Source organism: Shinella sp. WSC3-e (assembly GCF_945994535.1).
Classification (GTDB): Bacteria; Pseudomonadota; Alphaproteobacteria; order Rhizobiales; family Rhizobiaceae; genus Shinella; species Shinella yambaruensis.
In genome coordinates this window covers 2,979,764-3,004,877 of sequence record NZ_OZ000530.1, presented here as the reverse complement: position 1 = coordinate 3,004,877, position 25,114 = coordinate 2,979,764, and the positions used below count along the sequence as shown (strand labels likewise).

The window sequence follows — 25,114 nt, the reverse complement described above, 5'->3', positions numbered from 1 at the left end:
TGTCGAGATTTTCGACCCTAAGACTTCCCCCTCATTTGGAGGGCGGCATGACCATCGCGCTCTCCACGATCGACAAACTTGGGAAGCTTTTCCCTCGCCTGGCGAGCGATCATGACGGCGAGGTCGTTGCAACAGCTCGGGCGATTGTTCGGACGTTGGCGTCGGCCGGTGCCACGCTTCACGACATCACCGCCGAGATGCAGCCGAAGGTTCGCGTTCAGGAGCGTGTCGTCTACCGGGACGCTCCGAAGCCGAAGCCGAAGGCAAGTCGGAAGGCGAAGAAGGCGTCTCCACCGCCCGAGCCTCCGCCGCAGGCGACACGCGGCAAGTTTGTGCCCTACGAGGAGGTTTTGAAGTTCGGGCCTCAACTTCTCGAACTCGATCTGAACGGTAAGGAAATGGACTTCGTCCTGCAAATCCTGACCTGGGCCGAGACCTACAAATCCAAGTTCACGCTGACCGCAAAGCAGGCTGGTTGGTGGCAGCGCTTGTTGGTCGAGAACGATGTTGCCACACCTGAAGGACCAGCAGCATGAGCACCACTGTCGGGAAAATGAAGATCCAGATTGCCGGCGAGACCAAGGCGAGGTTGGCAGCCGAGCAGAGGGCGAGCGACGCGGAGGCGCGGGCCGAGGCGGCGGAGAAGCGGGAACGCAATTTGGACGGGGAGCTTCGGCGCCTTCGCTCGCGAGTGTCCGAGCTGGAAGCGCTCACCGCTTCGACAGGGAGGGCCGCGTGATCCTCCTCGACCTCATCAAACTCAAAGGCCGCCTTTGGTGGCGGAGGGTAACACTATGACCCCGATCCTGAACATCACGCGCAACGACGACGGGCAATACCAGATCACCGACCCGAACGGGAAGTTGGTCGAGGGGCCGTTCGATACCAACGCTGCGGCGTGGAAGGCTCTCGACAGGCTGGACAGCGAGGCCGCTTTGCCGAAGCGGCGCAAGAACAAGCCCGTCCTCTGGGGTAAGCCGGAAACCAACTCGAAGAAGACGCGTCGGAAGGAGAAGCGGCAGAAGGAGCGAGCCGACCACAAGATGAAGGTTAACGCGGCAAAGGCCGTCGGCTGGGTTCGTGGCGTCGCCGCGGTCAAGTTCGATCCGGCCGGCGAACGGGCCTACCGAGACCACAAGCTCGGCACCTTCGGGGCGGCATCCGAGGTCAAGCGGATCGATCCCGCTGAATACCTGGCTGCCAAGGCGCGAGGCGAAGCTTGAACCGCAAAACCGTCAACATCTACAAGGTGACGCGGGAATGCGGCGTACGGCTGGTCGCTTCGCGGGAGCATAGCCCCGCCAGCCGCCGGCCGTTCGACTGTTTTTGCAAGCCGACGGTCCGGGAGATCGGCCAGCGTTGGGGAGAGGGGCACTTGCGCCTGGTTCTCATGCTCATGACAGGCACACGCGCCAACGCCCGCGGGCTTTATGCGGACATGATGAAAGCCGTTGCCCGGCTCCTCGCCGGCAATCCCGACCTGATTCGCCGGCCGTCCCTGGTCGACGAGTTCAACACCATCGACCTTGGTCGTCTGCGCAGTCAGGCGAAGGCCATGCGGTGCGGAGTGCCGACGAGCGACGTGTTGCTTGTCCTGCTGTCGGTAAAGTTCAAGGCCGTGGCGAGCGGCGAAGCAATCGAGACAGGAGAAGAGGCATGAATTTCACGGACTGGACGGCCAAGCTGGTGAAGGACCGGATCATCGAAATGGCAGACACGCTGCGCATGGTGCCGGCAGTGAAGGGGCCGAAGAGCTACGGGAATGCCATGCCAGAGGGCGTCAGGCAGCGTTCGGAGGCTTTCGGGTATCACAAGGCCACTTATCGAGAAACCGCGTCAGCGGCTGCCCTCTGGCGAATGGAGCAATGCTTCGGGTGGATAAATTCTCTGCCCGACCAGTCTGACCGTGAACTTCTTTACGGCTGGTCGTTCGAAAAGGTGCGAACCGGGCGCTCTCTGGCCGACTTCGCCGAAGAAAATGGCATGAACGAGAGAAAATTGCTCCGGGCTGTAATCGCTATCTGCCAGCGGATTGCCGATCGCCTAAACCAAGAGAGGCAAATTCGGCTTTCGGCCCTGGATTGCGCCGTGTCCGAAAATGCGTTTGAACTCACGTCAACAACGGTACCGTCCGAGAAATGCGCCACACACTGGCGAGCGTCGGACGGAAGGCCGCACATCGACCCTGCTCTGCCGAAAAGCCGAGTAATCGACCCCCGGAAGATCCGGGCGCGGCATTCGGAAAAGAACCGGAGCCTCGGGGCACGCTAGGAATCCAAGGGGAAGCCGCTACGCCTGAATCCATAGCCTACTGGCCGGCGTACTTCTCTTTCATCTGCCGCCCAACGCGGGCGCCGAGGGCGAATGCTTCTTTCTTCAGCCAGCGCTCAGCGGATGCTTTGCCGTCGCGAGCCACACGGCGTCGATATTCTCGCTCTAGCCGCGGACGATGGCTATCCATAATGCGCTGTCCCTCAGCCCGCGCTTGGCGCTCTGCCTTGGCAGACATGGACCGATTTGACTGGCGAATTTTTCGCTTTTTTTTCGTGTCAACTTTCGGTTCGAGGCGCTTTTTATTCTCGCCCTTGCTATGCGGTTGAGTAGTCACCGTTCTGTTGTCGAGATTGGGTTCGGTAGGACTCTCAAGCCCTTCGACTGCCAGGGATGGCGATGGAAGTGCTACAGCTACGCTGATCAGGATCGCTGAAAGTGCAAGACGTGACAAATCATTTCTCCTTCTATGGCCGAAGATGGTCACAGTTGGGTCGATTTCGAGGTCGCGAGCCTACTTTTTGCTTGAGGATAGGAAAATTGCAAGTTTGGACAGTGGCGGTGGCACCGATCTACTGATTGGACAACCATCCATGAGACCGGCCGGTATCGAGCCTCGCCCATTCCAAAGCCCATCGGGAAGGCGGCCATGCCAATGTTAGGCGGTCGTGAAGGCCGCGGGATGTACGCAGCCGTTCCTTTCCGACCCCATACGGCATAGCCGTAACCTTGGGAGCAGCTTCCAAGGCAAAGTCCCAAGGCATAGCGCCAAGAGAGCCCGTCCCGGTCTGTCACCCGGTGGCGGGCTTTCGTTTCAGGAGAGAGAGAAGAGCGGGATGGTTCTCATCATTCGCCCTCTTTGCGGCAAATCGAGGCATGAAGGTTTTGCTCGGCATCACTTGCCGTTTGGCTTTTCCGGTTTCGCTGATGGTTTCAGCCCGGGGTCGTCATCGACCGTCTTACCTGGCTTTGTGGGTTCCTTCACGTCCTTAAACGGATCGTTGTTCGGTTGGAGCCCGATACCTGTGCCTGTGTTGGTGTCTGTTGATGTACCTGTTGAGTTTCCCATGTTGGTACCTCCCAATTTTAGCCACCAGATTATGCAACGCAAGATCGCAGGAGTCGATAGGCCTAATTCCAGCGCGCGCATCTCCGTCGTACGCTGGTAGGTCGTAGGGACTGGAACGCCCTACGGCCATTCATTACAGCCCGGCCACCTTGCGGAGATCGTCGTTCATTCGGCTCTGCCAGCCTTTGCCCGTCGCCTTGTAGTGCTCGACGAGATCGGGATCGAGGCGGATGGTGATTGGTTTTTTGGTGACCTCGGCCTTCGGCCGGCCGCGTACGGCCTTCTCCATCTTCTCCGCAATATCGGGGAAGACCTCCTTGAAGGGTCGGGCGGATTTCATCTCCTCCTCGGTAAGAGGAGGATTATCGGATACTGCGTCCCAATCGTCTTTCGTATAGCCGCGGCCTGGATGAAACTGCTCGCGGGGTCTGTACTTGATAACCATCAGATCAGGTTCCTTTCGTCTTCCCGGGCCGGGCGCATCGAGATAACCGAAAGCGCCTCGGTGCCGAGGGTTACGAAGATCACGACGACGGTGCCGTCTGCGAGACGACCGATAGCCTTGGACCGCCCATGCTTCGCAGGGACGACGACCGAGGCAAGGAAGAACTCGAAAGACAGTGCAGCGAAATCGAGACTGTGTTTCTCGATGTTGGCGATGCGCTTCGGTTCGTCCCATACGATCTTCATATAATGTACGTACGATAAATCCCGCGAATGTGCAAGGAATATTTGTACGTACGGAAATCATTTTTGTACGTACAGGTAGGCGATGCCGTCACGCCCTCCCGCCCACCGTCCGCCGATGCAGGGTGACCGGCAGCAACACCCGCTAGTGCGGATCGGCAGGATTGTCCTGAACTATACTTGGTGCGAATTGGTGGTAGTCAATGACAGACAGAGACGACGAGACCGGCCGCTTCCTGCCTGGCAACAGGTTCTGGGAGGCGCGTTCCTCGCATGGCCGCAATCCGATCTTCGCAAAGCCTGAGGATCTGTGGGCGGCTGTGGTGGAATATTTCGAGTGGGTAGAAGCAAATCCGCTCTACGAGGAGAAGGTCTTCAACGGCAAGGATGGCATTGTGCGCGCCACCATCGCGAAGATGCGCGCAATGACGATTTCCGGGCTGTGCGTCTTTCTCGATATCGCCCGCGGTACATGGGACGGTTATCGCGAGCGGCCCGATTTTATGCACATCGTCACGCGAGCCGAGGAAATCATCCGAGATCAGAAGTTTTCCGGCGCCGCCGCTGACCTCCTCAATGCCAACATCATCGCCCGCGACCTTGGCTTGGTCGACAAGCAGGATGTTGATCAGAAGACGAAGCTTGAGGCCGGCGATAGCCTGACCGAGCTGCTGAACACGATCGCCCAGAATGGCAAGCGCATCACTGACCGCTGATCAGTTCCTCGATCCGCGCTGGAGGTTATCGAACCTCTACTACATCACGGACAAGACGGGAACGAAGATCAAGTTCGAGCCGAACGAGAGCCAGCTTGCGTTCCTGAACGAGACGACGGCGCTCAACATCATCCTGAAGGCCCGGCAGCTCGGGTTCACGACGCTGTGCTGCCTGATCTATCTCGACGCCTGCCTGTTCCATCCGAACACCAGGGCGGGCGTTATCGCGCACCGGCTCGACGACGCCAAGGTCATCTTCCGGGACAAGATCAAGTTCCCGTATGACAGTCTGCCGGATCAGCTCCGGGCGCGCATCAGGTCGACGCAGGACAGCGCGGACACGCTGACGTTCAGCAATAACTCGTCCATCCGCGTTTCGACGTCGATGCGCTCTGGCACGCTGCAGTATCTGCACGTCTCCGAATTCGGGAAGATCTGCGCGCAGTTTCCGGAGAAGGCGCACGAGATCGTCACAGGTGCGCTCAATGCCGTGGCGCCGGGCCAGTTCGTCGTGATCGAGAGCACAGCGGAAGGGCAGGAGGGCGCCTTTTTCGACATGACGTCTCGGGCGATCGAGATGAAAAACTCCGGAGCCGCACTGACGGAGATGGATTACAGCTTCCATTTCCATCCGTGGTATCGGGACAAGACATACCGGCTCAATCCGTCCGGCGTGACGATCACGGAAGAGGATGAGCGGTATTTCGACAGCCTCGCGGCCAGGGGCATCGTTCTCGATGATTGGCAGAAGGCCTGGTACATCAAGAAGGACGTTACGCAGGCCGGCGACATGAAGCGGGAATTCCCGTCCTTTCCGGAAGAGGCCTTCGAACAGGCGCTGGAGGGCGCTTACTTCTCCGTCGAGATGGACATCGCCTACAAGCAGCAGCGCGTCGGCGGCTTCCCGGTCGATCCTCGTTATCCGGTCAACACCTTCTGGGATCTCGGCCGCAACGACCTCAATACGATCTGGCTGCACCAGTACATCGGTGGGCATCACCGTTTCGTCGGCTACTACGAGAACAGCGGCGAGTGGATCGGCCATTACGTCAACTGGCTGAACGACTGGAAGCGTGACCGCAATATCCAGTTCGGAGAACACTACCTGCCGCATGACGGTGACCGGCAATATCTCTGGATACCTGACGGCACACTCGACGTGATGTCCAAGCTGAACTTCCGGCCGAACATCGTCGATCGCGCTACCTCGGAAATCCAGCAGATCAACCAGGCACGGCCGTTCTTCCACAAGTGCCAGTTCGATGAAGCTGGCTGCTCGGTGGGCCTGAAGCGCCTCAAGGCGTTCCGGAAGGAATGGGACGACCTGAGAGGCATGTGGAAGGACAAGTCGCGCCACGACATCAATTCGCACGGCGCAAAGGCGTTTCTGACCTTCACGGCCTCCGGGTTCCGTGAGGACGAAATTACAGTGCAGGCAACGCAGCGTGACCGTCACCGTGAACGGTTCGCCTCCAGAGGTGAAAGCGAAGGCTCATGGATGACAGCATGACAGGCCTTGCGAAAGGCAAGCCGGTTCCGCAGCGCTTCAAGGATTGGTTCATCAACGACCGGAACCATACCGAGAAGTGGCGCGAGGAGGCGAAAGAGGATTACGAGTTCGTCGCCGGCCGGCAGTATTCGGATGACGAAATTGCGGCGCTCAAGGCGAAGAAGCGCCCCATCGTCGTCTTCAACCGCATCCAGCCGATTGTGGACAGCGTCTATGGCCAGGAGATCGGCAACCGCCGTCAGGTCAGCTATATCCCGCGGGAAATGGGCGACGTGAAACCGAACGAGCTTATGACCGGCGCAGCGGAATGGTTCCGTGACCAGGCGCATGCCGAAACGCATGAAAGCGATGCCTTCCTCGACATGCTGATCTGCGGCATAGGCTGGACGGAAACCCGCATCGACATGGAGGAAAACCCGGCCGGGACGCCGGAGATCAACCGCGTCGATCCGATGGAGATGTTCTGGGACTACGACGCCAAGCGTCGAAACCTCTCTGACGCGCGCCGCGTGTGGCGGGCTCGCCGCATTCCGGTTTCCGAGGCCAAGGCCATGTTCCCGGGCTTCGCCAAGGCGCAGCTTGATGCACAGTGGACCATGGTGCGCGATCGGCAGGAAGTCGAGAGCGCGCCGGAGACGGACGACGGCGGCGAGGATTCGGGCGACGAACTGGTGACCCTCGTTCACGCGCAATGGATCGAGCGCGAGGCCTATTACATCGCCGAAGACCCGATGAGCGGGCAGCAGGGCGAATTCAGCGTCGAGGAATACCAGACCACCAACAAGCGGATGAAGCAGTTGATGGGGACCGAGATGCAGGGCGCGCGTCTGATGCGCAAGGTCCGCAAACAGGCCTTCCTCGGGGAGGTGGTGCTGTCCTATGGTCCGGCGCCGTGCCCCACGCAGTTCTCCTTCGTGGCCATCACCGGCAAGCGAGACCGCAACAAGGGCACCTGGTACGGCCTCGTGCGCGGCATGAAAGACCCGCAGCGCTGGGCCAACAAGTGGCTTAGCCAGATGATGCACATCATGAACAGCAACGCCAAGGGCGGGCTGCTGGCCGAGAAGGGCGCGTTCAGGAACCAGCGACAGGCAGAGGAAAGTTGGGCCGATCCGTCCGCCATCACATGGATGGAGGATGGTTCGATCCAGCAGCAGCGCATAAAGGAAAAGCCGCCCGCGCAGTTCCCGGCCGGCTTCCAGCAACTCACCGAGTTCGCGATTTCATCGATCCGGGACACCTCGGGTGTTTCGGTCGAAATGCTTGGTCTTCGCGAGGCCGGACAGGCCGCCTCGCTGGAAATGCAGCGCCGGCAGGCGGGCATGACGATCCTGCAACCGTTCTTCGACGCGCTGAAGCACTATCGCGAGCTGCAGGGCGCGGTGATGCTCTATTACATTCAGAACGATCTTTCGGACGGCCGCCTGGTCAAGATCGTCGGTGACGACAACGCGCAATATGTGCCGCTGATCCGGCAGGCCACGTCGGAATACGACATCATCATTGATGATGCGCCGACCAGCCCGAACATGAAGGAAGCTGCCTGGGCGACCATGATGCAGCTCCTGCCGGCATTCGGCCAGATGATCCCGCCGCAGATGATGGTGACGCTGCTCGAATACTCGCCGCTGCCGTCGAACGTAGTCGAGAAGCTGAAGCAGCAGGCGCAGCAGAGGCAGGAACAGCAGGCGCAGGCGCAGCAGCAGCAAATGCAGGTTGCGCAGCAGCGTGAGGGCGCCGAAGTCGGCAAGATCGAATCCGAGACCGAGAAAAACAGGGCAACGGCGCTCAACCAGGCGTCTCAGGTCGAGTTCGAAAGGGCAAGAATGGCGACGGACATGCTCCAGATGTTCGCCGCTCCACAAGGGCAGCCAGAAAGGGCAATTCAATGAAGCAGTCCGAAGAGGATTTCGTGAATGAAGGGTTTTCCAGTGAAGAACTGGAGGCCATCAGCGCCGCCGGAACCGAACCGGTGGTGGAAGAGCCGGAGATCACCGCGGAAACTCCGCCGCCGGCCGAGACTGCCCCGGAGACACCAGGACCTGAGAAGGTTGATATCCGTGCTTTGCAGGAGGCCAGAGCGAGCGAACGCCAGCTGAGGGCAGAACTTGCCCGGCATGCCGAAGAGCGCGCCCGTCTTGACGAGCGGGTCAAGCTGCTCTCTGCCGCGATGCAGAGCCGCGCGGTCGATCCGGAGCCGAAAGTCCCGACATTCGAGGAAGACCCGTTCGGGAACATGGAACACCGGTTCCAGGGCACCAACAAGCAGATCGAGACGCTTCAAGCCGAACTGAAGGCGTTCCGGGACGCCGAGGCGCAGCGCGCGCAACAGTTCCAGGTCCAGCAAGAGCGGCAGGCGATCGTCAACCGCGCGCAGCTGATCGCGAACAAGGCGGCCGAAAAGCACCCCGACGTGAACGACGCGGTTCAGCACGTCGTCAACGCCTCCGTGGCCGAGCTGCGCCGCCGGCTTGAGGCCGGCATGATCCCGCCCGAGCACTATGAAGAGGCGGTGCATAACCATTTCACGGCGCTTTGCTCGCAGGCGCCGGAAGATCCTGACCAGTTCGCGGACTACATCCGCCGGCACGCCCGCTACTGGGACTGGCAGGGCGCGAAAACGCCGGCCGCCGGTCAGCAGTCCGTCCAGGACCTCGCCGCGCGCCAGGAGCGCCACATGAGCCTTTCCGGCACATCCGGCGGCGAGGCTCCGAAGCCTCTCGACGCCAAGGCGCTCGCCACCATGTCGGACAAGGAATTCCAGGCCCTCATGCACACCGTGCAGGGCCGCAAGCAGGTTGAGCAGATCATGGGCGGGTAATTGCCCTTCCCGCCCTGACGGCCCACGCACAACGGCCTTAAACTTGCTGCTTCGGGGCGCGGCCCGTTATCCGCGCGCAGCCCGCGCACCACGGCTTTAAAGTGGCCTGCTTCGCCTGCCAGCGGCGTCACAGTTTGGCGATCACCCCAAATTTTCCAGTCCTTTCAAGGATATAGAAATGGCAAACACCACGTTTGGCGTCAACGACGCCTTGGCGGTGAAGCTGTGGGCGCGTCGTCTCGAATACGATATCGTCTATCGTACCGACATCTCCGCGCTGATCGGCGAATCCTCCAACTCCATCATCCAGCTCAAGACCGAGACCTCCAAGGAGTCCGGCGACCAGGTCACGTTCCCTCTGATGAAGGAACTGATGGGCGACGGCTTCACCGAGGGCGAAATTGCTGAAGGCAACGGCGAAAGCCTGTCGCTCTACAGCGATGCGCTGGTCATCAACGAGCTCGGCCACGTCGTCAAGATCCCGAACAAGGGTCGGTCGATCGACGCGCAGCGCGTTCCCGTCAACCTCCGCGAGGCGGCCCGCTCCGGCCTTCGCACATGGAAGGCGAAGCGTATGTCCGTCACATTCTTCAACCATGTCTGCGGCTATACCCCGGAGACGCGGCCGAAGTATCGCGGCAACAATGCCATCGTCGCTCCGTCGCGGCAGTTGTTCGTCGACACGGGCAACAACAACTCGGACGGTGACGAAAACCTCGCCTCCGATGACGTGTTCTCGCTCAAGTACGTCGATTTCGCCCGAGAAATGGCGGAGACGGCCGCAAGCCCGATCCGGCCCATCAACGTCGAAGGCGTGGACGGCGGCCGTGACATCAGCGGCGGCAAGTACGTCATGTACCTGCATCCGTACCAGGTAACGGACCTGCGCACCAAGACGGATACGGGCCAGTGGCTCGACATCCAGAAGGCTGCGCTGGCGGGCGGCAGTTCGTCGAAGAACCCGATCTATACGGATGCTCTCGGCGAATACAACAACGTCATCCTGCGCAAGGCGAACCACGTCACCCAGGGCGTCAATTCGTCCACGGGCGTTGCGGTGGCCAACACGCGCCGTGCGGTCCTGCTCGGCGCTCAGGCGGCTGTCGTCGGCTTCGGCAAGGGCAACGGCCCGACGACCTATGCCTGGAATGAAGAGCTGATCGACCACAAGCGGCAGCTCGAAGTGTCCATCATGAGCATGTTCGGCCTGAAGAAGACCCGCTTCGACAACCAGGACTTCGGGACTGTCGTCGTGTCTTCCTACGCCGCTGCTCACACGTAAGGAGGGACGAAGATGCCGACCAATACCCGCGGCTCTACCGCCCGTGACGACAGCAAGCAGCTCATCCACTATCTGCGGAAGGGACTTGCCTACAACTCCGGTGCCGGCCCCCACCTCGTGGGGACCATTCCTGCCGGCGCTCTCATCCTGAAGCCGTCCTCGGGCGTGCATGTCGTGACAGCGGCAAATGCCGGCACGAACAAGCAGGCCGACGTTGGAACGCTCGCCACCGCTGACCTCTTCGGTACGGACCTGTCGCTCGCCGCGACGAATTTCGTTCCGCTGGACGAAGCGGTGGGCGGCTACCGCGTGGCGGCCGATACGGAGATCTACGTAACGCTCGACATCACCGGCAGCGGCAGCACGGCCGGCGATTTCGAGTTCGTGATCGCGTTCATCCCGGACAATGACCGGTAATGGACCTCGCGTTCATGACCTTGTGGGAGGCGGGTTATTTCCTGCCTCCTGCAGATCCTCCCAAGCCTGAAAAAACCGTCCTCAAGGGGCACTGCCAGCACTGCGGGAAGAAGGTCGGCAAGGGCCTTTTTCGGCATGAGAAGGCGTGCGCAAAGGTGAAGCGATGACGATCACCGTTGTCACGGGCGGCCCGATCGGTCCCGGCATCGACGTCAGCCTGACGCTCGGCGCTCTGAAGGCCGAGATTGCCGACGATCTGGACCGCACCGACCTGACGAGCCAGATCGCGACGGAAATCCAGCGGGCCATCAAGTTCTACCAGTACAAGCGCTTCTATTTCAACGAGGTGAGGGACGAGGTCTTCCAGACCGTCGCCTATCAGGGGCTCTACAACTCCCTCGATGCCGAGATCATCCAGCAGTTCATCGAGTTCGACGACATCTACCTGAACGGCGAGCAAATGCCGCTCACGTTCATGGAGCCGAGGGAATGGGAAGTGCTGGCGTCCGGCGGCAATGGCGCAAAGCCGCGCTCCAGGACCTACTATAACCAGGCGATCGGCCTCTACCCGCTTCCTGATCAGGCCTACACGGTGCGGATGACGGGGCACATCATCATCAGCGCGCCGTCCTCGGACAATGAGACCAACAATCCTTGGCTGACCGAGGCCTACGACCTCATCAGGGCGAGAACGGTCGCGAACCTCGCGCTGAAGAAGCTGCGCGACGACACCCTCTTCCAGCGCCATAGCGCGGTCGAGGCGAGCGAATTCAACAAATTGGCGGCAATGACGGCATCCAAGGTCGGTTCCGGCTTTGTGACGCCCACGGAATTCTGAGGCCAAGCATGGCTATTCCCTATCATACGCACAATTTCACGATCCAGACGGCTGACGCCGAGGATACGGCGGCAGGTGTCCGGGATGACGTGCCGGTTACGCCGAAGTCGATGAAGCCCATCGCTGACAAGGCGGGATCGGCTCTCCAGCCAACGACGGGCGTCGTTCGGCTTCCGACATACGACTATGCCGGTGGCGCTGGTGGCCTTTCTGACGTCCTTCGCGTCTTCATTGAGGACCGTCGTGCAAACTTTGCGCGCGTCGATACGGAACCGGCTCATGACGTGAAGTTTGAAAACGGCGGCTGGTGGTCTCTAGACGAGCTGACGGTGACGCCCTTCATGGCCGGCGCTGCTGGCGATGGCGTCACCGACGACACCAACGCGGTCAAGGCCATCGTCGGATTTGCCTATCTCCTCGGAGCTACGATCTATTGGCCCGACGCTGCTTTTCTGACGACGGAGAGTATCCCGAACTTCCACGACGTAAAGCACACCGGCCCCGGCCGTGTCCTGCGCGGGAGTGACGTTTGGTACAGCACCCCGACCGGTTCGCAGCGCAATATCGTTTACTACACCACGACAGGCGACAACGCGAACGACGGTCTGTCGGACGCTTCGCCGCGCCTCACCCTTTCGAACGCAGCAATCCTGCTGAACAAGTACGGCTGCGAAGGAAAGATGATCGACGGTCGCTGGCGCCTGCAGTTCGCTGCCGGAACCTGGCTCAACCAGACACTCCGCATTGGAAGCGCGCTCAAGTCTCGCTATCGGATCGAGCTGCATGGTGTGCTTGATGAGGACGGCACGCCCCTCACGATTTGGGAGCACAACAACACCTCAATCCTTAACGTTGTACATATCGAGCCGGAGGGCCAATACGAGTTCCGCGGCCTGTGGGCAAAGGGCGTCGATAACACGCAGTTCGCCTCTTATGGCTTCATTGGAAAATCGAAGGTCGATTTCTGGTTTGCCGATTGCCGTGTGACCGGAAAGTCCATCGGCTTTGCCGTCATCAACCAGTCGGAAGGCTACATGGAGCGCTGCTGGGCAATCGAATGTGGCGACGGTTTCAGAGGAACCTATTCGTCGACGATCAGCGTCGGACTTCTGCCGGAAGCCGCTTGTCGTGCAATTGATTGTACTGCGGCAGGCGCCTTCATCTCTCGCGCATCTGTCGCCCATGTCGATTACTTCAATCCGGAGGGCTGCGGGTACGGCGTCCTGATCGACATGAACGCCCGCGCCGCCATAACCGGCGGCGACTTCAAGCGCTGCGCGGTCGGCATCCAGACGTGGGGCGGCGGCGAATGGGCTGATGGTGGTGTCCCTGTCAACTTCAACGTCGGAACGGCCGATGCGTGCACGGTTACATTCCGTTCTCAAGGCTGGGGCGGCGAGACGCGTCTGTACTCGCAGAATTCGCAGTCATACCACCGGATCGGCCATGGGCTCGGTCCCTGGACCACGGATGCGACGTCACAAACGACATTGACAAACGTGGTGGCTCCGCCGGCTGGTGGGCGCCCTCGATTGGTGGGGGGCTTCTTCGCGGACAGCGGGAAATCCTTGCGAGTGCGGGCCTGGGGTACACTGTCGGGCGCGGGAATTACCAAGACCTTGCGCCTGCTCGCCATGGACTACGACACGCAGGCCAACCCCGCGCAGCTGATGAACCTCAATCTTGGGAACGGCGAAGGCGCGTTCGATATAGACTGCCTGATCGTTGCCACGTCAGTCACCGCCCAGCAGCATAATCGTCGCATCATCACCCCTATTGGTACGGTTCTGATTGACACCGCCACGGCGGTTTCGTTCGCGGCCGACCGCATGTTGCGTTGGTACGGCCTGCTCGGCGCATCAGGCGGACAAATCAGTCTCTCCGGCTACGAAATCTATCTGGCTGGCTAGGTTGTTCTAGGATGAAAATCCCTCTCTCGCCCTTCGAGCCGGACAAGGCCACCTACAACGTCGCCGCGGCGAATGTCGTCGTCAACGCTCTGCCGATTGCGGACGGATGGGGGCCCCTGCCGTCGCTGAACGAGATCATCCCGACAGAGGTTGAGGAAGGCGAAATCGACGCGATTGCGGGCTGCACCGGCGTGTTTCATGCCCGTACAGCGGCGGGAACGACGGCGACATTCGCGGGCACTGCCACGAAGCTCTACCTCTTCAACGAAACGGATCTGATCTGGGAGGACGTGACGCGCACGTCGAGCGACTATTCCTCATCGCTGCGCTGGTCGTTCGTCCAGTTCGGCAGCCGCGTGCTTGCCACGAACGGCGTTGATCCCATCCAGGTCTATGATCTCGGGTCGGATACCGAATTCGCTAACCTCGCCGGATCGCCGCCGGTCTGCAAGAGCCTGATGGTCGTCGGTGATTTCGTCGTGGCGCTCGGCGTTGACGGTCAGCCGGACCTCGTCAGGTGGTGCGGCATCAACGATACCGAGCAATGGGCCGAGGGCGAGGACGGTGCGGGCTCGCAGGTGATGCCGGTCGGCGGCGACGTCCTCAACGGCATTCCGGTGACGGGGGGCGCCATCATCCTCATGCGCTCCGCCATCCGCGCCATGCGGTTCGCCCTCGAAACGGGGTGGGTCTTTGCCTTCTCGGACATCACGACGGAACGCGGCCTTGCGGCGCCCTATGCCGTGGCCCAGATCGGACAAGACGACTATGTCTATTACAGCCCGAGCGGCTTCTACCGGGGCAACAATGCCATCGGCTCGGAGCGCCTGAACAAGTGGTTCAGCGAGACGGTCGACACGGACTATCTGGAGGACATGGATGCCTCGGTCGATCCGTTCCGACAGGTGATCTGGTGGCGGTTCCGGTCGCGCGACACGAAGAACTACCTTCTCGGCTATAACTGGATGCTGGACCGGTGGTGCTTTTCCGACATCGAGTTCCAGGCGCTCGCCACGGTCGCAACGCCCTCGGTCACCATCGACGGCATGGAGAAGTTCTTCAACACGATCGACGATGTAGACGTGCCTTTCGATAGCCGCTTCTGGCAGTCGGGCCAGCCGACATTCGGCGGCATATCGACGTCAGGCCGGCTCGCCTTCATGTCTGGCGAGAACCTGCCTGCCACGCTCTACACCGCCGAGGTTTCGCCAACCGATCCCGACCGCTTCTTTGTCAACGGCGCGCGGTTGGATTCTGACGCGGTGAACTACACGATGACTCTCGGCACCTCGGATTTCAAAGGACAGGGCATCCGATGGCGCAATCCGGTCACGCCGTCGCCACGGACGCGGTTCTGCGGCATTCGCGGCGACGGCCGGATGATCAAGCTGAAGGTGGACATTCCCGCCGGTGAGGAATGGAAGACGGCAACCACCATCGAAATGATGGGCGAAAGGGCCTCGTTCTCATGACCGTCTATGCGCAAACCACTGGCCAGCGTGTCGTGTCGTCCGTCAGCCTGGCTGATACGAGCGAAATCGATCTCGTCACGTCGGACACCAGTTCCACGTCCACGCTCGAAAGCATCATGTTCACCAACACGACGGCCGGCAGCATCGATGTGGACCTGATCTATGACAAGGGTGGCTCCTCGGTCTACGTGCTGCACGAAAAGCCTGTGGCGGCGCACGACTACCTGTTGCTAACCGACCACAATCTGCCGATCCCGGCCGGCTGCCTCCTCCGGGTGAAGGCGAGCGCGGCCGGCATCGATGTCACGGCGGTGCACATCCGCAATCACGCCAACCTCAAGAGCATCGGCCCCGGCTGATGCTTGTCGCCTTTGCCTCTCCCGAGGAGGTGGACGACATCTGGCCCATCTTCGAGGCCCGGATGCAGCGGGCCTGCGACCGGTACAGATGCGACCTGACGGAGCCTGTCCTGCGCCAGATGTGCCTTTCGGGAGAAGCCTATCTCATGGTGGCGCACGACGGCGAGCGGCCGCTGATGGCCTCCGTCTGGAAATTCTACAGCTGGCCGACCGGCATTGTCTTCCGGTGCCTGTGCCTGGCCGGCGATGGCGTCGGCAGATGGGCGGACGCGGCCCGTGCCTTCGCCGTCGATGCCGCCCGTACCGGCGGCGCCAAAACCATTACCGCGAGTGGACGAGCCGGTTGGGGAGCTATTTTCCCCGGCGCCCGCGAAGTCTACCGAACCTACGAGGTGAATGTCTGATGCCCGGTGGAAGCTCTCAAACCCAGACGACCAGTTCCGAGCCGTGGAAGCCGACGCAAGACCTCCTGAAGACGGGCCTCGCCGACGCGCTGAAGCTCTACAAGGACGGGTTCGGTTCTCAGGTCTATACCGGATCGACCGTCATCCCGTACTCGCTTCAGACGATGAAGGGGATGAGCGGCCTTGAAGCCCTCGCCAACGGCAGCGCCGGCAAGAGCCTGACGAGCCAGATGAAGAACATCATCGGCAACGGCGGCTTCAACTCCTACCAGCGGAACGCCCTTGGCGGGCTCAACATGGCGGCCGACAATGCCGAAAACCGCTATATGCGCATGCTCGGCAACGGCGGCTTCAACCAGTCGCAGCAGCAGGCGCTTGGCTCGATCCGACGCAACTTCGACGACAATCAGGGGATTTTCCAGGGCCTTTTGAACAGTGGCGGCCTGACCGATGACCAGCGTCTCGCCATGGACAATTACCGCACCACGGCAACGTCGCAGTTCGATCCGAACGCCGACCCGAACTTCCAGCGGGTGCTTTCTAGTGCCCTCGATGCGGCCGGCGACAGCGTCAACCTCAGCGCGGCGGCGGCAGGCCGGTACGGCTCGGGTGCGCATCAGGGTGTCCTTGGCAAGACGACGGGCAATCTCGCCGCGGGCATGATGTCGGACGAATACAAGAACTGGCAGAACCGCCGGGACCAGGCGAACGCCAATCTCTTTGCCGGCGGGCAGACAGGCGTCGGCAACATGACGAATGCCTACGGCACGATGCAGGGCGCGGCGAACAACCTGATGCAGATGGGACAGGTCGGCATCGACAACATCGATCGCCAGTTCGGCAATCTGCTGAACGCCAACGGCCAGCTGTTCAACGCGGGACAGGCCGGCCTCGGCAACATCCAGAACGCCTACAACATCGCGCAGATGCCATATCAGACGCTGATGCAGATCGGCGGCATGAATGAGGATCTGGCCACGCGGCTCAAGAATGACGAGCTGCGCATCTTCAACTCGCAGAACAACAGCCCCTGGGACCAGATCGGCCAGCTGCTCAACGTCGCCAACCTGAACGGCAACTTCGGCACGCAGAACGTCACGGCCTCCGGCCCGAGCGGCAATCCGATCCTGAGCGGCCTTGGTGGTTTCGGCCTGCTGGCCAGCCTGTTCGGCGGCGGCGGTGGCACTGGCGGGCCCGGCGCCCTCAGACTTTAAGGAGATCGACATGCCCGGAAAACGTCCCGACGAGACCTATGGCCGCCCGATCAAGCCCGGCAAGGGCGACACGATCCCCGCCGGCTTTCCAGGTCAGCTCGGCCTCCTCGCCAAGCAGATGAACAACGGCTTCGGCGGCGGCATCCTCGCGCAGAGGAATTACCTGAACCAGATCTACGATCCGATCCGCATGCCGGGCACGCCAACGCTCGGCGGCGATGGAACGGCCACGGGCGACAAGCCGGGCGTCACCGGCGAGACGGAGCTTGATCCTGCGATGCAGCAGTGGGCGCGCATGCTCTATGGCTCTCCGTACCGGGACCAGCAACTTGCCGCGCTGCAGGAGTATTTCAAGCAGCAGGGACATCTTTGAGGAGCGATGACGATGGCAAACGGCTTTCTCGGCCTTGATTCCGACGCCCTCATGGCGATCAGCGCCGGCCTGCTTTCCGGGCGCTCGACGCAGGAGCAGCTTGGCAATGCGGCGACGGGCCTCATCGGGGCGCGCAAGGAAGCTCGCCAGCGCAACATGACGATGGAGATGCTTGGCAACGGCAACCCGCAACTGGTTCAGGCCGTCCAGGCTGGCCTCTTGTCGCCGGCAGACGCCTTCACGCTGCACTACAAGCAGCAGCTGGCCGACAAGGAGGCCCAGCTGAAGGCGCAGCGTCCGAGCTATATGGCCGTGGGTGGCAGAGTGTTCAACGAGAACACGGGTGACTGGATCGACCCTCCTGGCGGCGTGGCAAAGAAGCTGCCGGCAGTGGCGGACGAGTATGAATACGCGAAGTCTCAGGGGTTCGGCGGCTCGTTCATGGACTATCAGGCGTCCAAACGCCGGGCAGGCAACACCGGTGCAGATCCTTACGAGACCCGCCGCGCCGCCGCCGAGGCCAACGGCCTGACGCCGGACAATCCGGCCTATCAGTCGTTCATCCTCACCGGGAAGATGCCGCGCGAAGACCAGTCGCCGCTTACCGCCACCGACAAGAAGGCCATCCTTGAGGCCGACGACATGGTGGCGGCCAACGAGAACGCCATCACGGCGCTGGATCAGGCCATCAGCATCAATGACAAGGCCAATCAGGGCTTCGGCGCCAGCACGCGCGGCGCGTTTGGCAACGCCTTGCCGAATATCTTGCTCCCCGACTTCGTGTCCTCGCCGGAAAGCTCGGCTGCCACGGCTGAATACGACAACCTGGTGATCGGGCAGGCGCTTCAAAGCCTGAAGTCTATTTTCGGCGCTGCGCCCACCGAGGGTGAACGTAAGATCCTGATGGAAATTCAGGGCTCGGCAAGTCTCCCGAAAAATGTCCGCCTCGGCATCCTGGAGCGTGCCAAGGCTCTTGCGGAGCGCCGGCTTGAATTCAATCGCCAGCGCTCCGAGAGCCTGCGCGGCGGTTCGTTTTACAAGCCGGGTGGCGGACAGGCCCAGAAGGGCAACCGCACGTCTGCCGGCGTCCAGTGGAGCATTGAACCGTAATGCCGACACTCAACATCAACGGCCGCCGTGTGCAGGTGGATGACAGCTTCCTGAGCCTCACGCCGGAACAGCAGAACGCCACCGTGGACGAAATCGCCTCTCAGCTCGGCGAGGTCCCGCAGGCCGAAAGCGCGCAGTCGCAGGATCTCCGCTCCGATCTGTCGAGCATGTCGACCAAGCTCGGGGACGCCTCGATCGATAGCCTGGCGCAGGTCCGGTACGACCAGATGCCGGAATGGAAAAAGCCGATCGTCGCGGCCGGTGATCTCGTCGACCTCGCCGCCAATGGCATGACCATGGGTTTCGGCGACAAGGCCGCAGCCGCCGCGCGCGCCGCGTTCACCGACAAGTCCTATGATGAAGAGCTCGCCGCAATGCGTCAGGCAACGCAGGGCGCGCGGGATCGGGCGGGGTATGCGGGAACGGCAGCGGAGTTCGGCGGACTGATTGCTACTCCGGTCGCGCTCGCCAATCGCGGCGCCACGCTGGCCGGACGCTTCGGTACGGGTGCGATGGAGGGCGCGAAGGGTATCGCGGCCCGCGCCGGTCTGATGGGCGCTGAGGGCGCGGCCTATGGCGGACTCTCGGCAGCGGGCAATGACGCGGACATCGCAGAGGGCGCTCTGCTCGGCGGCGGGCTCGGTGCCGCCGTGCCTGTCGTCGCTGGCGTCGGCCGCGCCGTTGCCAAGCCGTTCATGGACGCGGTGCGGGCTCGCACGAACCCCGGGGCCTATGCCGTGGAGAAGGTGGCGGAGCGCGTTACAAGCCGCATGCCGGTCGACCAGGCGGGCCGGCGGATGGCGGCCGGCGAGGGGCTAAACCTTGCCGACGTCGGCGGCGAGAGCGCGCGCGGCCTACTTCGGACTGCGACCAACATCCCGGGAAAAGCCCGAGACCGCGTCCAGGCCCAATTGACGCTCCGCCAGTTCGGTCAGGGCGACCGGCTGAAGGCGGCGATTTCGCGCACATTTGCCGACCCTAACGGATACATGGCTGCAAAGGACGCCATCGCGGATGCGGCGGAAAAGGCGGCTGGTCCGCTTTATCGGCGCGCCTATGCGCGGCCCACCCACTTCAGCAAGACCCTGGAGGGTATTCTGGAAACGCCTGCCGGCAAGTCGGCACTTCGGCATGCCGAGCAGCTGGCGGGCAACGAGCAGGTGCCGTTCAAGCAGATGTTCGTCAACATTACGCAGAACGGCCAGGTGGTTCGTCGCGTGCCGGACACGCGCGGCTGGGATTACATCAAGCGCGCCATGGACGATATGATCGCGCGCGAGACGGATAGCATCACCAAGAAGGTGACGAACGAAGGCCGAATCTTGGTCGGATTGAAGAACCGGATGCTGGCTGAGGTCGACCAGCTGAACCCCGATTATGCAGCTGCCCGAAGTGCATGGGCCGGCAAAGCCGCGCTCGACGATGCGCTGGAGACCGGCCGGGAGGTGTTCCGCATGTCTCCCGAAGCCCTGAAACGAGCCGTGGCCGACATGGGGCCGGCGCAGAAGGCGAGCGCCCGCATCGGAGCGGCCGAAACCCTGCGAAACCAGATCGAGCAGGCCGGCGTGACGAACAACGCAATCCTGCGCATTTTCTCGCGCCCGGCGCAGATGCGGAACCTGCAAACCTTGTTCGAGAGCCCGGAGAAGTTCCGGGAATTCCGTTCGACGATCATCAGCGAGGCGCGCAAGCGGGCCACCTACCAGGCCGTGACGGGCAACAGCACGACGGTTCGGCAGGCGATCGACATGGCGGAGGCTGGCGGGCTTCAGGAGGGCGTCGACACGGCGCGGAACCTGATCACGACGGGACCGGTGAACGCCACGCTGCAGTTCATCGGCTCCCGGCTTCGCATGCTTGGCGGAATGACACCGACGGTGGCGGACGAGGTGTCGAAACGGCTGATGGCTGGATCGGCCAAGTCGAAAGCGGCGGTCATCAACGAGCTTCAGCGCATCAACCAGCTGAAGATTTCGGCGGAACAGAAGCGTCAGGCGGTGCAGGCGTTCGTCGCCCGTGCGCTTGCCATTGCGGCGCCTGCGGGGATCGCCGCAGAGTAGTCAGGCATCTGTTTTATTTCGACGCGAAGGCCATAGGAACCACAGCAAGAGAACAACGAAGAGGCAGAAAAGCGCGAAATCCACCGTGAGTTCAGGTGCTATGTGACCGCGCGCATAAAGGCCGCCGATGGCCACGGCGAAAATCCCAAGCAGGACTTCTGGGGTAAGGCGGCTTTTCATGTGCACCATTCGTCTGCGGCCAAACGTCAAAGGAGAAAGTCACTGTCCTTCAAGTTGACGAGCGGATCAAGGACAATCGAGAAGTCGGCCTTGCCGTCGCCGTTCACGTCGCCATGGATGAAAGTGTCGCCCAGCTTCTTCTCGTATCGGAGTTCCCCGGCGGTTTTCGAGAATTTCTTGTCGCCGATGAACTCGAAGAACTGGTCTCCGCGTTTGCCAGTGTCCGCATCGATGCCCATCAGGTCGATCCTGTCGCCTTCGACCTGGCGGAAATCGTAGATCGTATCCCGGCCGCGCCAGCTGACCGTGGAATCCGAAACGGAGTTGAAAACGAAGGTGTCGGCACCACTGCCGCCCCACAGATCGTCGGCGCCTTTGCCACCGGTGATCTGATCCTTGCCGGCATACCCGATCAGCACGTCGGCCTTGTCGCCGCCGGTGATCGTGTCGTTGCCTTTCAGCATCTTGGCGACGACGGCATAGTCATCGTTCAGCGTGACGGTCTTCGCGGCGGCGGTGAGTTCGGCGGCCTTGATGCTCACTCCCTCGATCGAGACCACTTTGATGTTCTTGATGTAGGCCTCGTAGCTGGTGACGACGCCCTTCGACAGGTCCCGGTTGGAATTCATGCCGAAGCCGTATCCGTGAAACTCCTCGGTCACGTTGCCGCCCGGCTGAATGATGTACGTCCACTGGTCGAAGAGATAGTGCGAGCCGTCGAGCATGGTCGAGTAGTCGAGCTTGCTCATATCGAACGAGCGATTTTTGTGAACTTCGACGGTAGCCATGGCGCCCTCCCTTAAACCGGGAAAGGGAACCACCAATTACCGCAAAAGTCGAGACAGGAACCCATGGCAACAGCACAATCCGTCATTGACGTCATGCTCGGCGAGGCCGGCGGCAAGACCGCAGAGCAGCGTCTCAACGACATGAGGCACATTTTCTCATCCATGGTGAACCGCGCCCGGATGACGGGCCAGAGCATCGAGGATATCGCCCTCAGCCGGTCGCAGTACAACGCCTATGGCAAGCGCCTGCCTGCCGGCGTCGAGAAGTACCGGGATCTTGCAGAGCAGGCCATCCAGGACGTCCTTTCAAACGGCCCGGTGACCAGCGCCACCTACTACGCCACGCCCGCGGCCGTGGACAATCTGCCCGGCCGGCTCGCCTATGAGACGGAGACGGCGAGCCACCGCTATTTCAGCGACCCGGAGTTTCGGGGGATCGTCACCCGCAAGGGCGCTCGCCAGCCTCAATTGCTGAACACGCCAACGCCGGAGTTCGCGGTGCGCGATCCGTTCGCCGGTTCGGTGCTGAGTGACCTCGGTGCTGTCTCCGGCGTGCCTTCCGGTCTGGAGACCCCCGCCGTCACGCCGACCGAGGCCTATGGCCAGCTGGCGGGCTCGACGGAGGGAACCGGTCTCCAGAACCTCTCCGGACAGTCGCCCATGGCCGGCCTGCGCTCGGGCCTCCTGGCGCAGCAGCGCGACTATCAGACGCTCGATCTCTCCCCGAGCCAGTACCAGGCGGCGCTTGATCGGCGAGACGCCGCCGTCGGCATTCTTGGCCAGCAGGACATGGCCGTCCCGAACATGGCGGAGATGCAAGCGCAGGCGAACTTTCAGAACGAGGTGAACCAGGCGCGCCAGAGCGTTTCCCAACCGCACACCTATCAGGCCTACCAGCCCGAGGCGGGCGTCACCGACGCTATCGCCGCCATAGAGGCCGTTTCACCGACGACACAGCAGGCGACACCCAGCCTTGCTGACGCATACCGTCAGATGGGCCAGTCGATGGAGCAGGGCGGCATCCTCGGCATGGACGGCCTGAAGGTGCGCGATCCGAACGACGTTCTCGGCGTCGGCCGGCTGAGCCCCAACCCGCTCGCCAATCCCATCGACAATCTCCCGGCCTATGAGCCGCAAACGGCAGAAGTCGGTACGGTTGAGGGGCCGGTAACGACCGGGGCCATATCCGCACCGGAAGACGTCGTTGAACAGGACATGGCCGTGTCCACGACGCCGGACGCCACACAGCAGCAGCCCTCCCGGTTCGGCCGGATCGCTCGCAATGCCGGAGCGTCCATGCTCGGCGGTATTGCCGGCTCCGCAATCGGCGGCCCGATTGGTGGCCTGATCGGCTCCGCGCTCGCCCGCGAGACCTTCGGCGCCAACCAGCAGCCGGGCGGCTTGCTCGGTGGCCTGCTTGGCGACCGGAGCGGGCAAGGGGCATGGGCCGGCGTCGGCACGCTGAATGACCTCGGGCGCGGTGCGCAGGCGGCCTATGGCGCGTGGGGTGGCCCGAAAGGCACCACCGGCATTGCGACGGATGGTTCGCGCATCACCAACCTTGGCGACGGCCTTGTTTCCCGCATCGACCGGTTCGGGCACGAGACCTTCTTCAAGGACGGCGACACCTGGGCGGCGGAGGCGGCGCTGGCGGCCTCTTCGGCGGGATATTCGGGGGCAGCTTTGGCGATAGCGGGCGCTCTCAGGCAGACAGGGCAAGAGATAGCGTAGGACTTTACTGATGGCAAAAACCTCCATCCTCGACTACAGCGCCACGCCTGCGGAAAATCAGGACGTCAACGGCATTTCCATCCTCGGCACGGCGCGGCCTTCGAACATGGATGACGGGCTGCGCGCCGTGATGTCGCACGCGGCAAAAGGTGCCGTTTCGCGCCGGGTGGCGAAGAGCGCGCCGTACACCGTAACGAAGGACGATCACAACCAGCTCTTCGACTTCACAACGGACGCGACGTGCACGACGCAGGCCGCCGCAACGCTCACCGATGGGTGGATGTGCTACATCTACGCCTCCGGCGGCGACGTCACGATCAACCCGAACGGTTCGGAGACCGTGAACGGGGAGGAGACGGCGACGGTCAAGGAGGGAAACCTCGCCATCCTTCGCGTCTTCGACGGCAACTTCATGCTGAGCTTCTTTCTCGGCTCGGCCGCCGGAGACATCATCCATGAGGAGACGGCGACGACGCTCTCCAGCGGAGACAGTCGGGACATTACCGGCATCGATACGGGCTATCGGTCGTTCGTCATCGAAGGCAGCCTCACCAGCATCACGAGCAACCCAGGCGTGACGAATTTCCGGCTGAGCGTCGGCGACGGCTCGACGTGGTACGACTTCAACGTTGCCGCGCCGCTCGTCCGCTGGTCGAACAGCGGCACCACGAACCGTTATTTCTTCGCGGAAGTCCACAACCTTGACAGTGCCGACCTGCCGATCTTCTTCAAATCGGACCCGCGAAACGAGGATCTGACGTTCCGGGATTTCGCACTGCCCGACATCTATTCGGCCCGGCCAATCACGGCGCTGCGCTTCCGCATCGTGCCGCCCTCTGGCTCCCTTACGCTGAACATCGGCTGCCTGCGCGTCCGCGGCATTCGCTAACCGTCGCCTCCGTGCGCGACGGCACCTAGCCGCAGTATTTCAGTTTGAACTTTATAGTACCGCGCCATTCGGCGGTGGGACATTGGCCCATTTCTCAGCGATGTCAGAGCAAGCAGCTTTCATCTCGTTGAAGCGATAGATCGAATTCGTTGGCGCGGTAATCGTGGCGCCGGCGACCGCACAAAGCACCATGCACAACTTTTGCTCTGGCTTTGATTCCTCAATGAAGGGCGCCTCCGCTAAGTAACCAAACATGAAGGCAGATTGCCATTGACCGACATCCACAGAGAGGGGGCTGCCCTTTGCGTAGCGGTACATTATTGCGCCGACTTTCTGAGTGTTGACCTTCGTCTTTCGGTACGTGAGCAAACTTGGTGTGAATTTGACCTTGGTGCCGTTGTACTCGGGGCTTCCTATATTTTGCGGCGCCATGAGATCAAATCCGGACAAATCAAACATGGTGGAGACTGCTGAGAATGCCTCAATGAAATCCGCGTTATAGCCGTACAATTGCTCTTGGAAGTCTTCATCCGCGAGCATGTGACGAACGTCGTCAGCTTTGCTGGAAAGGTCCCCAGGTAGCGGATTCCCCTCAAGCAGGTGATCTGATATCGTCCTGCGTGCGATCTGGTGCTGAAAGGTTCGGGCAAGCGACTTGTACTTGGATTTCTGCACTATCGTTCGACGCGCTTGAGTCGAGGCAGACATGTAGTCGGCAAGGTATTGAACTGGAATTGTCGGGTCTTTCACAACGGAATGCGTTTTCTTTTCCATAACACCCTCGGTGGACGCTCATGAATTACTACAGCGGCACTCTCGACAATGACCTCAGTCTTAAACTATCGCCGCTTACTGGCGAACAGGCAAGAATGGCGGATCCGCAATTTGAGGGCGCAGGAGGCTATTTCCTGTACAAGACGAGGAAGTCGTCGCCTAAAAGCATCGAAGTTCTCGCCCAAGTCCACTCCGACGAGGCGGCGTTTGAGTTAAGCCGCCTTCTTGGCTTAGACTAA

Annotated in this window: 30 protein-coding genes; 23 read left to right on the top strand and 7 right to left on the bottom strand. The window is 61.5% G+C overall.

Annotation, left to right across the window (positions count from 1 at the left end):
* Positions 1 to 47: 47 nt before the first annotated feature.
* From AABF56_RS14965 to AABF56_RS14945, 5 genes are read left to right on the top strand one after another with little or no spacing between them, the layout of a single operon-like run.
* Positions 48 to 536, top strand: coding sequence for a hypothetical protein (locus tag AABF56_RS14965; RefSeq protein ID WP_272806530.1), 489 nt, complete (start codon positions 48 to 50; stop codon positions 534 to 536).
* Positions 533 to 739, top strand: a complete 207-nt coding sequence (locus tag AABF56_RS14960; RefSeq protein WP_272806529.1) for a hypothetical protein — start codon at positions 533 to 535, stop codon at positions 737 to 739. Before AABF56_RS14965 ends, AABF56_RS14960 begins: the two co-directional genes overlap by 4 nt.
* 55 nt (positions 740 to 794) lie before the next feature.
* Positions 795 to 1,223, top strand: coding sequence for a hypothetical protein (locus AABF56_RS14955; protein ID WP_272806528.1), 429 nt, complete (start codon positions 795 to 797; stop codon positions 1,221 to 1,223).
* A complete protein-coding gene (locus AABF56_RS14950) occupies positions 1,220 to 1,660 on the top strand; it encodes a hypothetical protein (RefSeq protein WP_272806527.1) in 441 nt (146 codons plus the stop codon). The genes AABF56_RS14955 and AABF56_RS14950 overlap by 4 nt, the downstream gene beginning before the upstream one ends.
* The gene (locus tag AABF56_RS14945) at positions 1,657 to 2,271 is read left to right on the top strand and encodes a DUF6362 family protein (RefSeq protein WP_272806526.1); all 615 of its coding nucleotides are present in this window, start codon (positions 1,657 to 1,659) and stop codon (positions 2,269 to 2,271) included. Before AABF56_RS14950 ends, AABF56_RS14945 begins: the two co-directional genes overlap by 4 nt.
* A 37-nt stretch (positions 2,272 to 2,308) precedes the next feature.
* Here AABF56_RS14945 and AABF56_RS14940 read toward each other — a convergent pair whose 3' ends face one another.
* From AABF56_RS14940 to AABF56_RS14925, 4 genes are all read right to left on the bottom strand, one after another.
* Positions 2,309 to 2,725 carry a hypothetical protein gene (locus AABF56_RS14940; protein WP_272806525.1) on the bottom strand — a complete coding sequence of 139 codons (417 nt, stop codon included), beginning with the start codon at positions 2,723 to 2,725 and terminating at the stop codon, positions 2,309 to 2,311.
* Positions 2,726 to 3,166: 441 nt separating this feature from the next.
* Positions 3,167 to 3,340: a hypothetical protein gene (locus AABF56_RS14935; protein WP_272806524.1), complete on the bottom strand. Its 174-nt coding sequence runs from the start codon at positions 3,338 to 3,340 to the stop codon at positions 3,167 to 3,169.
* A 133-nt stretch (positions 3,341 to 3,473) separates the two neighbouring features.
* Positions 3,474 to 3,785, bottom strand: coding sequence for a BrnA antitoxin family protein (locus tag AABF56_RS14930; protein WP_272806523.1), 312 nt, complete (start codon positions 3,783 to 3,785; stop codon positions 3,474 to 3,476).
* Positions 3,785 to 4,030 carry a BrnT family toxin gene (locus AABF56_RS14925; RefSeq protein WP_272806522.1) on the bottom strand — a complete coding sequence of 82 codons (246 nt, stop codon included), beginning with the start codon at positions 4,028 to 4,030 and terminating at the stop codon, positions 3,785 to 3,787. The genes AABF56_RS14930 and AABF56_RS14925 overlap by 1 nt, the downstream gene beginning before the upstream one ends.
* Before the next feature lie 200 nt (positions 4,031 to 4,230).
* On the opposite strand from AABF56_RS14925, the gene AABF56_RS14920 reads away from it, so the two are divergent.
* From AABF56_RS14920 to AABF56_RS14850, 15 genes are all read left to right on the top strand, one after another.
* On the top strand, positions 4,231 to 4,743 hold the full coding sequence (locus AABF56_RS14920) for a DNA-packaging protein (RefSeq protein ID WP_272806521.1): 513 nt from the start codon (positions 4,231 to 4,233) through the stop codon (positions 4,741 to 4,743).
* Entirely contained in the window at positions 4,718 to 6,253 is a 1,536-nt protein-coding gene (locus AABF56_RS14915; RefSeq protein WP_272806520.1) for a terminase, read from the top strand. Before AABF56_RS14920 ends, AABF56_RS14915 begins: the two co-directional genes overlap by 26 nt.
* On the top strand, positions 6,250 to 8,145 hold the full coding sequence (locus tag AABF56_RS14910; protein WP_272806519.1) for a portal protein: 1,896 nt from the start codon (positions 6,250 to 6,252) through the stop codon (positions 8,143 to 8,145). Before AABF56_RS14915 ends, AABF56_RS14910 begins: the two co-directional genes overlap by 4 nt.
* Entirely contained in the window at positions 8,142 to 9,074 is a 933-nt protein-coding gene (locus AABF56_RS14905) for a hypothetical protein (RefSeq protein ID WP_272806518.1), read from the top strand. Before AABF56_RS14910 ends, AABF56_RS14905 begins: the two co-directional genes overlap by 4 nt.
* A 178-nt stretch (positions 9,075 to 9,252) precedes the next feature.
* Positions 9,253 to 10,356, top strand: a complete 1,104-nt coding sequence (locus AABF56_RS14900) for a N4-gp56 family major capsid protein (RefSeq protein ID WP_272806517.1) — start codon at positions 9,253 to 9,255, stop codon at positions 10,354 to 10,356.
* A gap of 12 nt (positions 10,357 to 10,368) precedes the next feature.
* Positions 10,369 to 10,773, top strand: a complete 405-nt coding sequence (locus tag AABF56_RS14895; RefSeq protein WP_272806516.1) for a hypothetical protein — start codon at positions 10,369 to 10,371, stop codon at positions 10,771 to 10,773.
* A gap of 163 nt (positions 10,774 to 10,936) precedes the next feature.
* Positions 10,937 to 11,611: a phage adaptor protein gene (locus AABF56_RS14890; RefSeq protein ID WP_272806515.1), complete on the top strand. Its 675-nt coding sequence runs from the start codon at positions 10,937 to 10,939 to the stop codon at positions 11,609 to 11,611.
* Between the two features lie 8 nt (positions 11,612 to 11,619).
* Positions 11,620 to 13,521: a hypothetical protein gene (locus tag AABF56_RS14885; RefSeq protein ID WP_272806514.1), complete on the top strand. Its 1,902-nt coding sequence runs from the start codon at positions 11,620 to 11,622 to the stop codon at positions 13,519 to 13,521.
* A gap of 11 nt (positions 13,522 to 13,532) precedes the next feature.
* Positions 13,533 to 14,993, top strand: a complete 1,461-nt coding sequence (locus AABF56_RS14880) for a hypothetical protein (protein ID WP_272806513.1) — start codon at positions 13,533 to 13,535, stop codon at positions 14,991 to 14,993.
* Positions 14,990 to 15,352, top strand: a complete 363-nt coding sequence (locus tag AABF56_RS14875; protein WP_272806512.1) for a hypothetical protein — start codon at positions 14,990 to 14,992, stop codon at positions 15,350 to 15,352. The genes AABF56_RS14880 and AABF56_RS14875 overlap by 4 nt, the downstream gene beginning before the upstream one ends.
* Entirely contained in the window at positions 15,352 to 15,756 is a 405-nt protein-coding gene (locus tag AABF56_RS14870; protein WP_272806511.1) for a hypothetical protein, read from the top strand. Before AABF56_RS14875 ends, AABF56_RS14870 begins: the two co-directional genes overlap by 1 nt.
* The gene (locus AABF56_RS14865; RefSeq protein WP_272806510.1) at positions 15,756 to 16,970 is read left to right on the top strand and encodes a hypothetical protein; all 1,215 of its coding nucleotides are present in this window, start codon (positions 15,756 to 15,758) and stop codon (positions 16,968 to 16,970) included. The genes AABF56_RS14870 and AABF56_RS14865 overlap by 1 nt, the downstream gene beginning before the upstream one ends.
* A gap of 10 nt (positions 16,971 to 16,980) precedes the next feature.
* The gene (locus AABF56_RS14860) at positions 16,981 to 17,343 is read left to right on the top strand and encodes a hypothetical protein (RefSeq protein ID WP_272806509.1); all 363 of its coding nucleotides are present in this window, start codon (positions 16,981 to 16,983) and stop codon (positions 17,341 to 17,343) included.
* 12 nt (positions 17,344 to 17,355) lie between these two features.
* A complete protein-coding gene (locus AABF56_RS14855) occupies positions 17,356 to 18,453 on the top strand; it encodes a hypothetical protein (protein ID WP_272806508.1) in 1,098 nt (365 codons plus the stop codon).
* Complete coding sequence (locus tag AABF56_RS14850; RefSeq protein ID WP_272806507.1) at positions 18,453 to 20,513, top strand: hypothetical protein; 2,061 nt, start codon at positions 18,453 to 18,455, stop codon at positions 20,511 to 20,513. The genes AABF56_RS14855 and AABF56_RS14850 overlap by 1 nt, the downstream gene beginning before the upstream one ends.
* On the opposite strand, the gene AABF56_RS14845 is transcribed toward AABF56_RS14850, so the two are convergent.
* Positions 20,514 to 20,693, bottom strand: coding sequence for a hypothetical protein (locus AABF56_RS14845; RefSeq protein WP_272806506.1), 180 nt, complete (start codon positions 20,691 to 20,693; stop codon positions 20,514 to 20,516).
* 26 nt (positions 20,694 to 20,719) lie between these two features.
* Positions 20,720 to 21,481 (bottom strand): M10 family metallopeptidase C-terminal domain-containing protein, encoded by a 762-nt coding sequence (locus AABF56_RS14840; RefSeq protein WP_272806505.1) that lies wholly within the window; start codon positions 21,479 to 21,481, stop codon positions 20,720 to 20,722.
* Between the two features lie 63 nt (positions 21,482 to 21,544).
* Here AABF56_RS14840 and AABF56_RS14835 point away from each other — a divergent pair, with 63 nt between their 5' ends.
* Both AABF56_RS14835 and AABF56_RS14830 read left to right on the top strand, forming a co-directional pair.
* Positions 21,545 to 23,212, top strand: a complete 1,668-nt coding sequence (locus AABF56_RS14835; RefSeq protein ID WP_272806504.1) for a hypothetical protein — start codon at positions 21,545 to 21,547, stop codon at positions 23,210 to 23,212.
* Positions 23,213 to 23,222: 10 nt separating this feature from the next.
* Positions 23,223 to 24,101 (top strand): hypothetical protein, encoded by an 879-nt coding sequence (locus AABF56_RS14830; RefSeq protein WP_272806503.1) that lies wholly within the window; start codon positions 23,223 to 23,225, stop codon positions 24,099 to 24,101.
* A 51-nt stretch (positions 24,102 to 24,152) separates the two neighbouring features.
* Here AABF56_RS14830 and AABF56_RS14825 read toward each other — a convergent pair whose 3' ends face one another.
* Positions 24,153 to 24,875 carry a hypothetical protein gene (locus AABF56_RS14825; RefSeq protein WP_272806502.1) on the bottom strand — a complete coding sequence of 241 codons (723 nt, stop codon included), beginning with the start codon at positions 24,873 to 24,875 and terminating at the stop codon, positions 24,153 to 24,155.
* Positions 24,876 to 24,895: 20 nt separating this feature from the next.
* On the opposite strand from AABF56_RS14825, the gene AABF56_RS14820 reads away from it, so the two are divergent.
* Positions 24,896 to 25,114, top strand: coding sequence for a hypothetical protein (locus AABF56_RS14820; protein WP_272806501.1), 219 nt, complete (start codon positions 24,896 to 24,898; stop codon positions 25,112 to 25,114).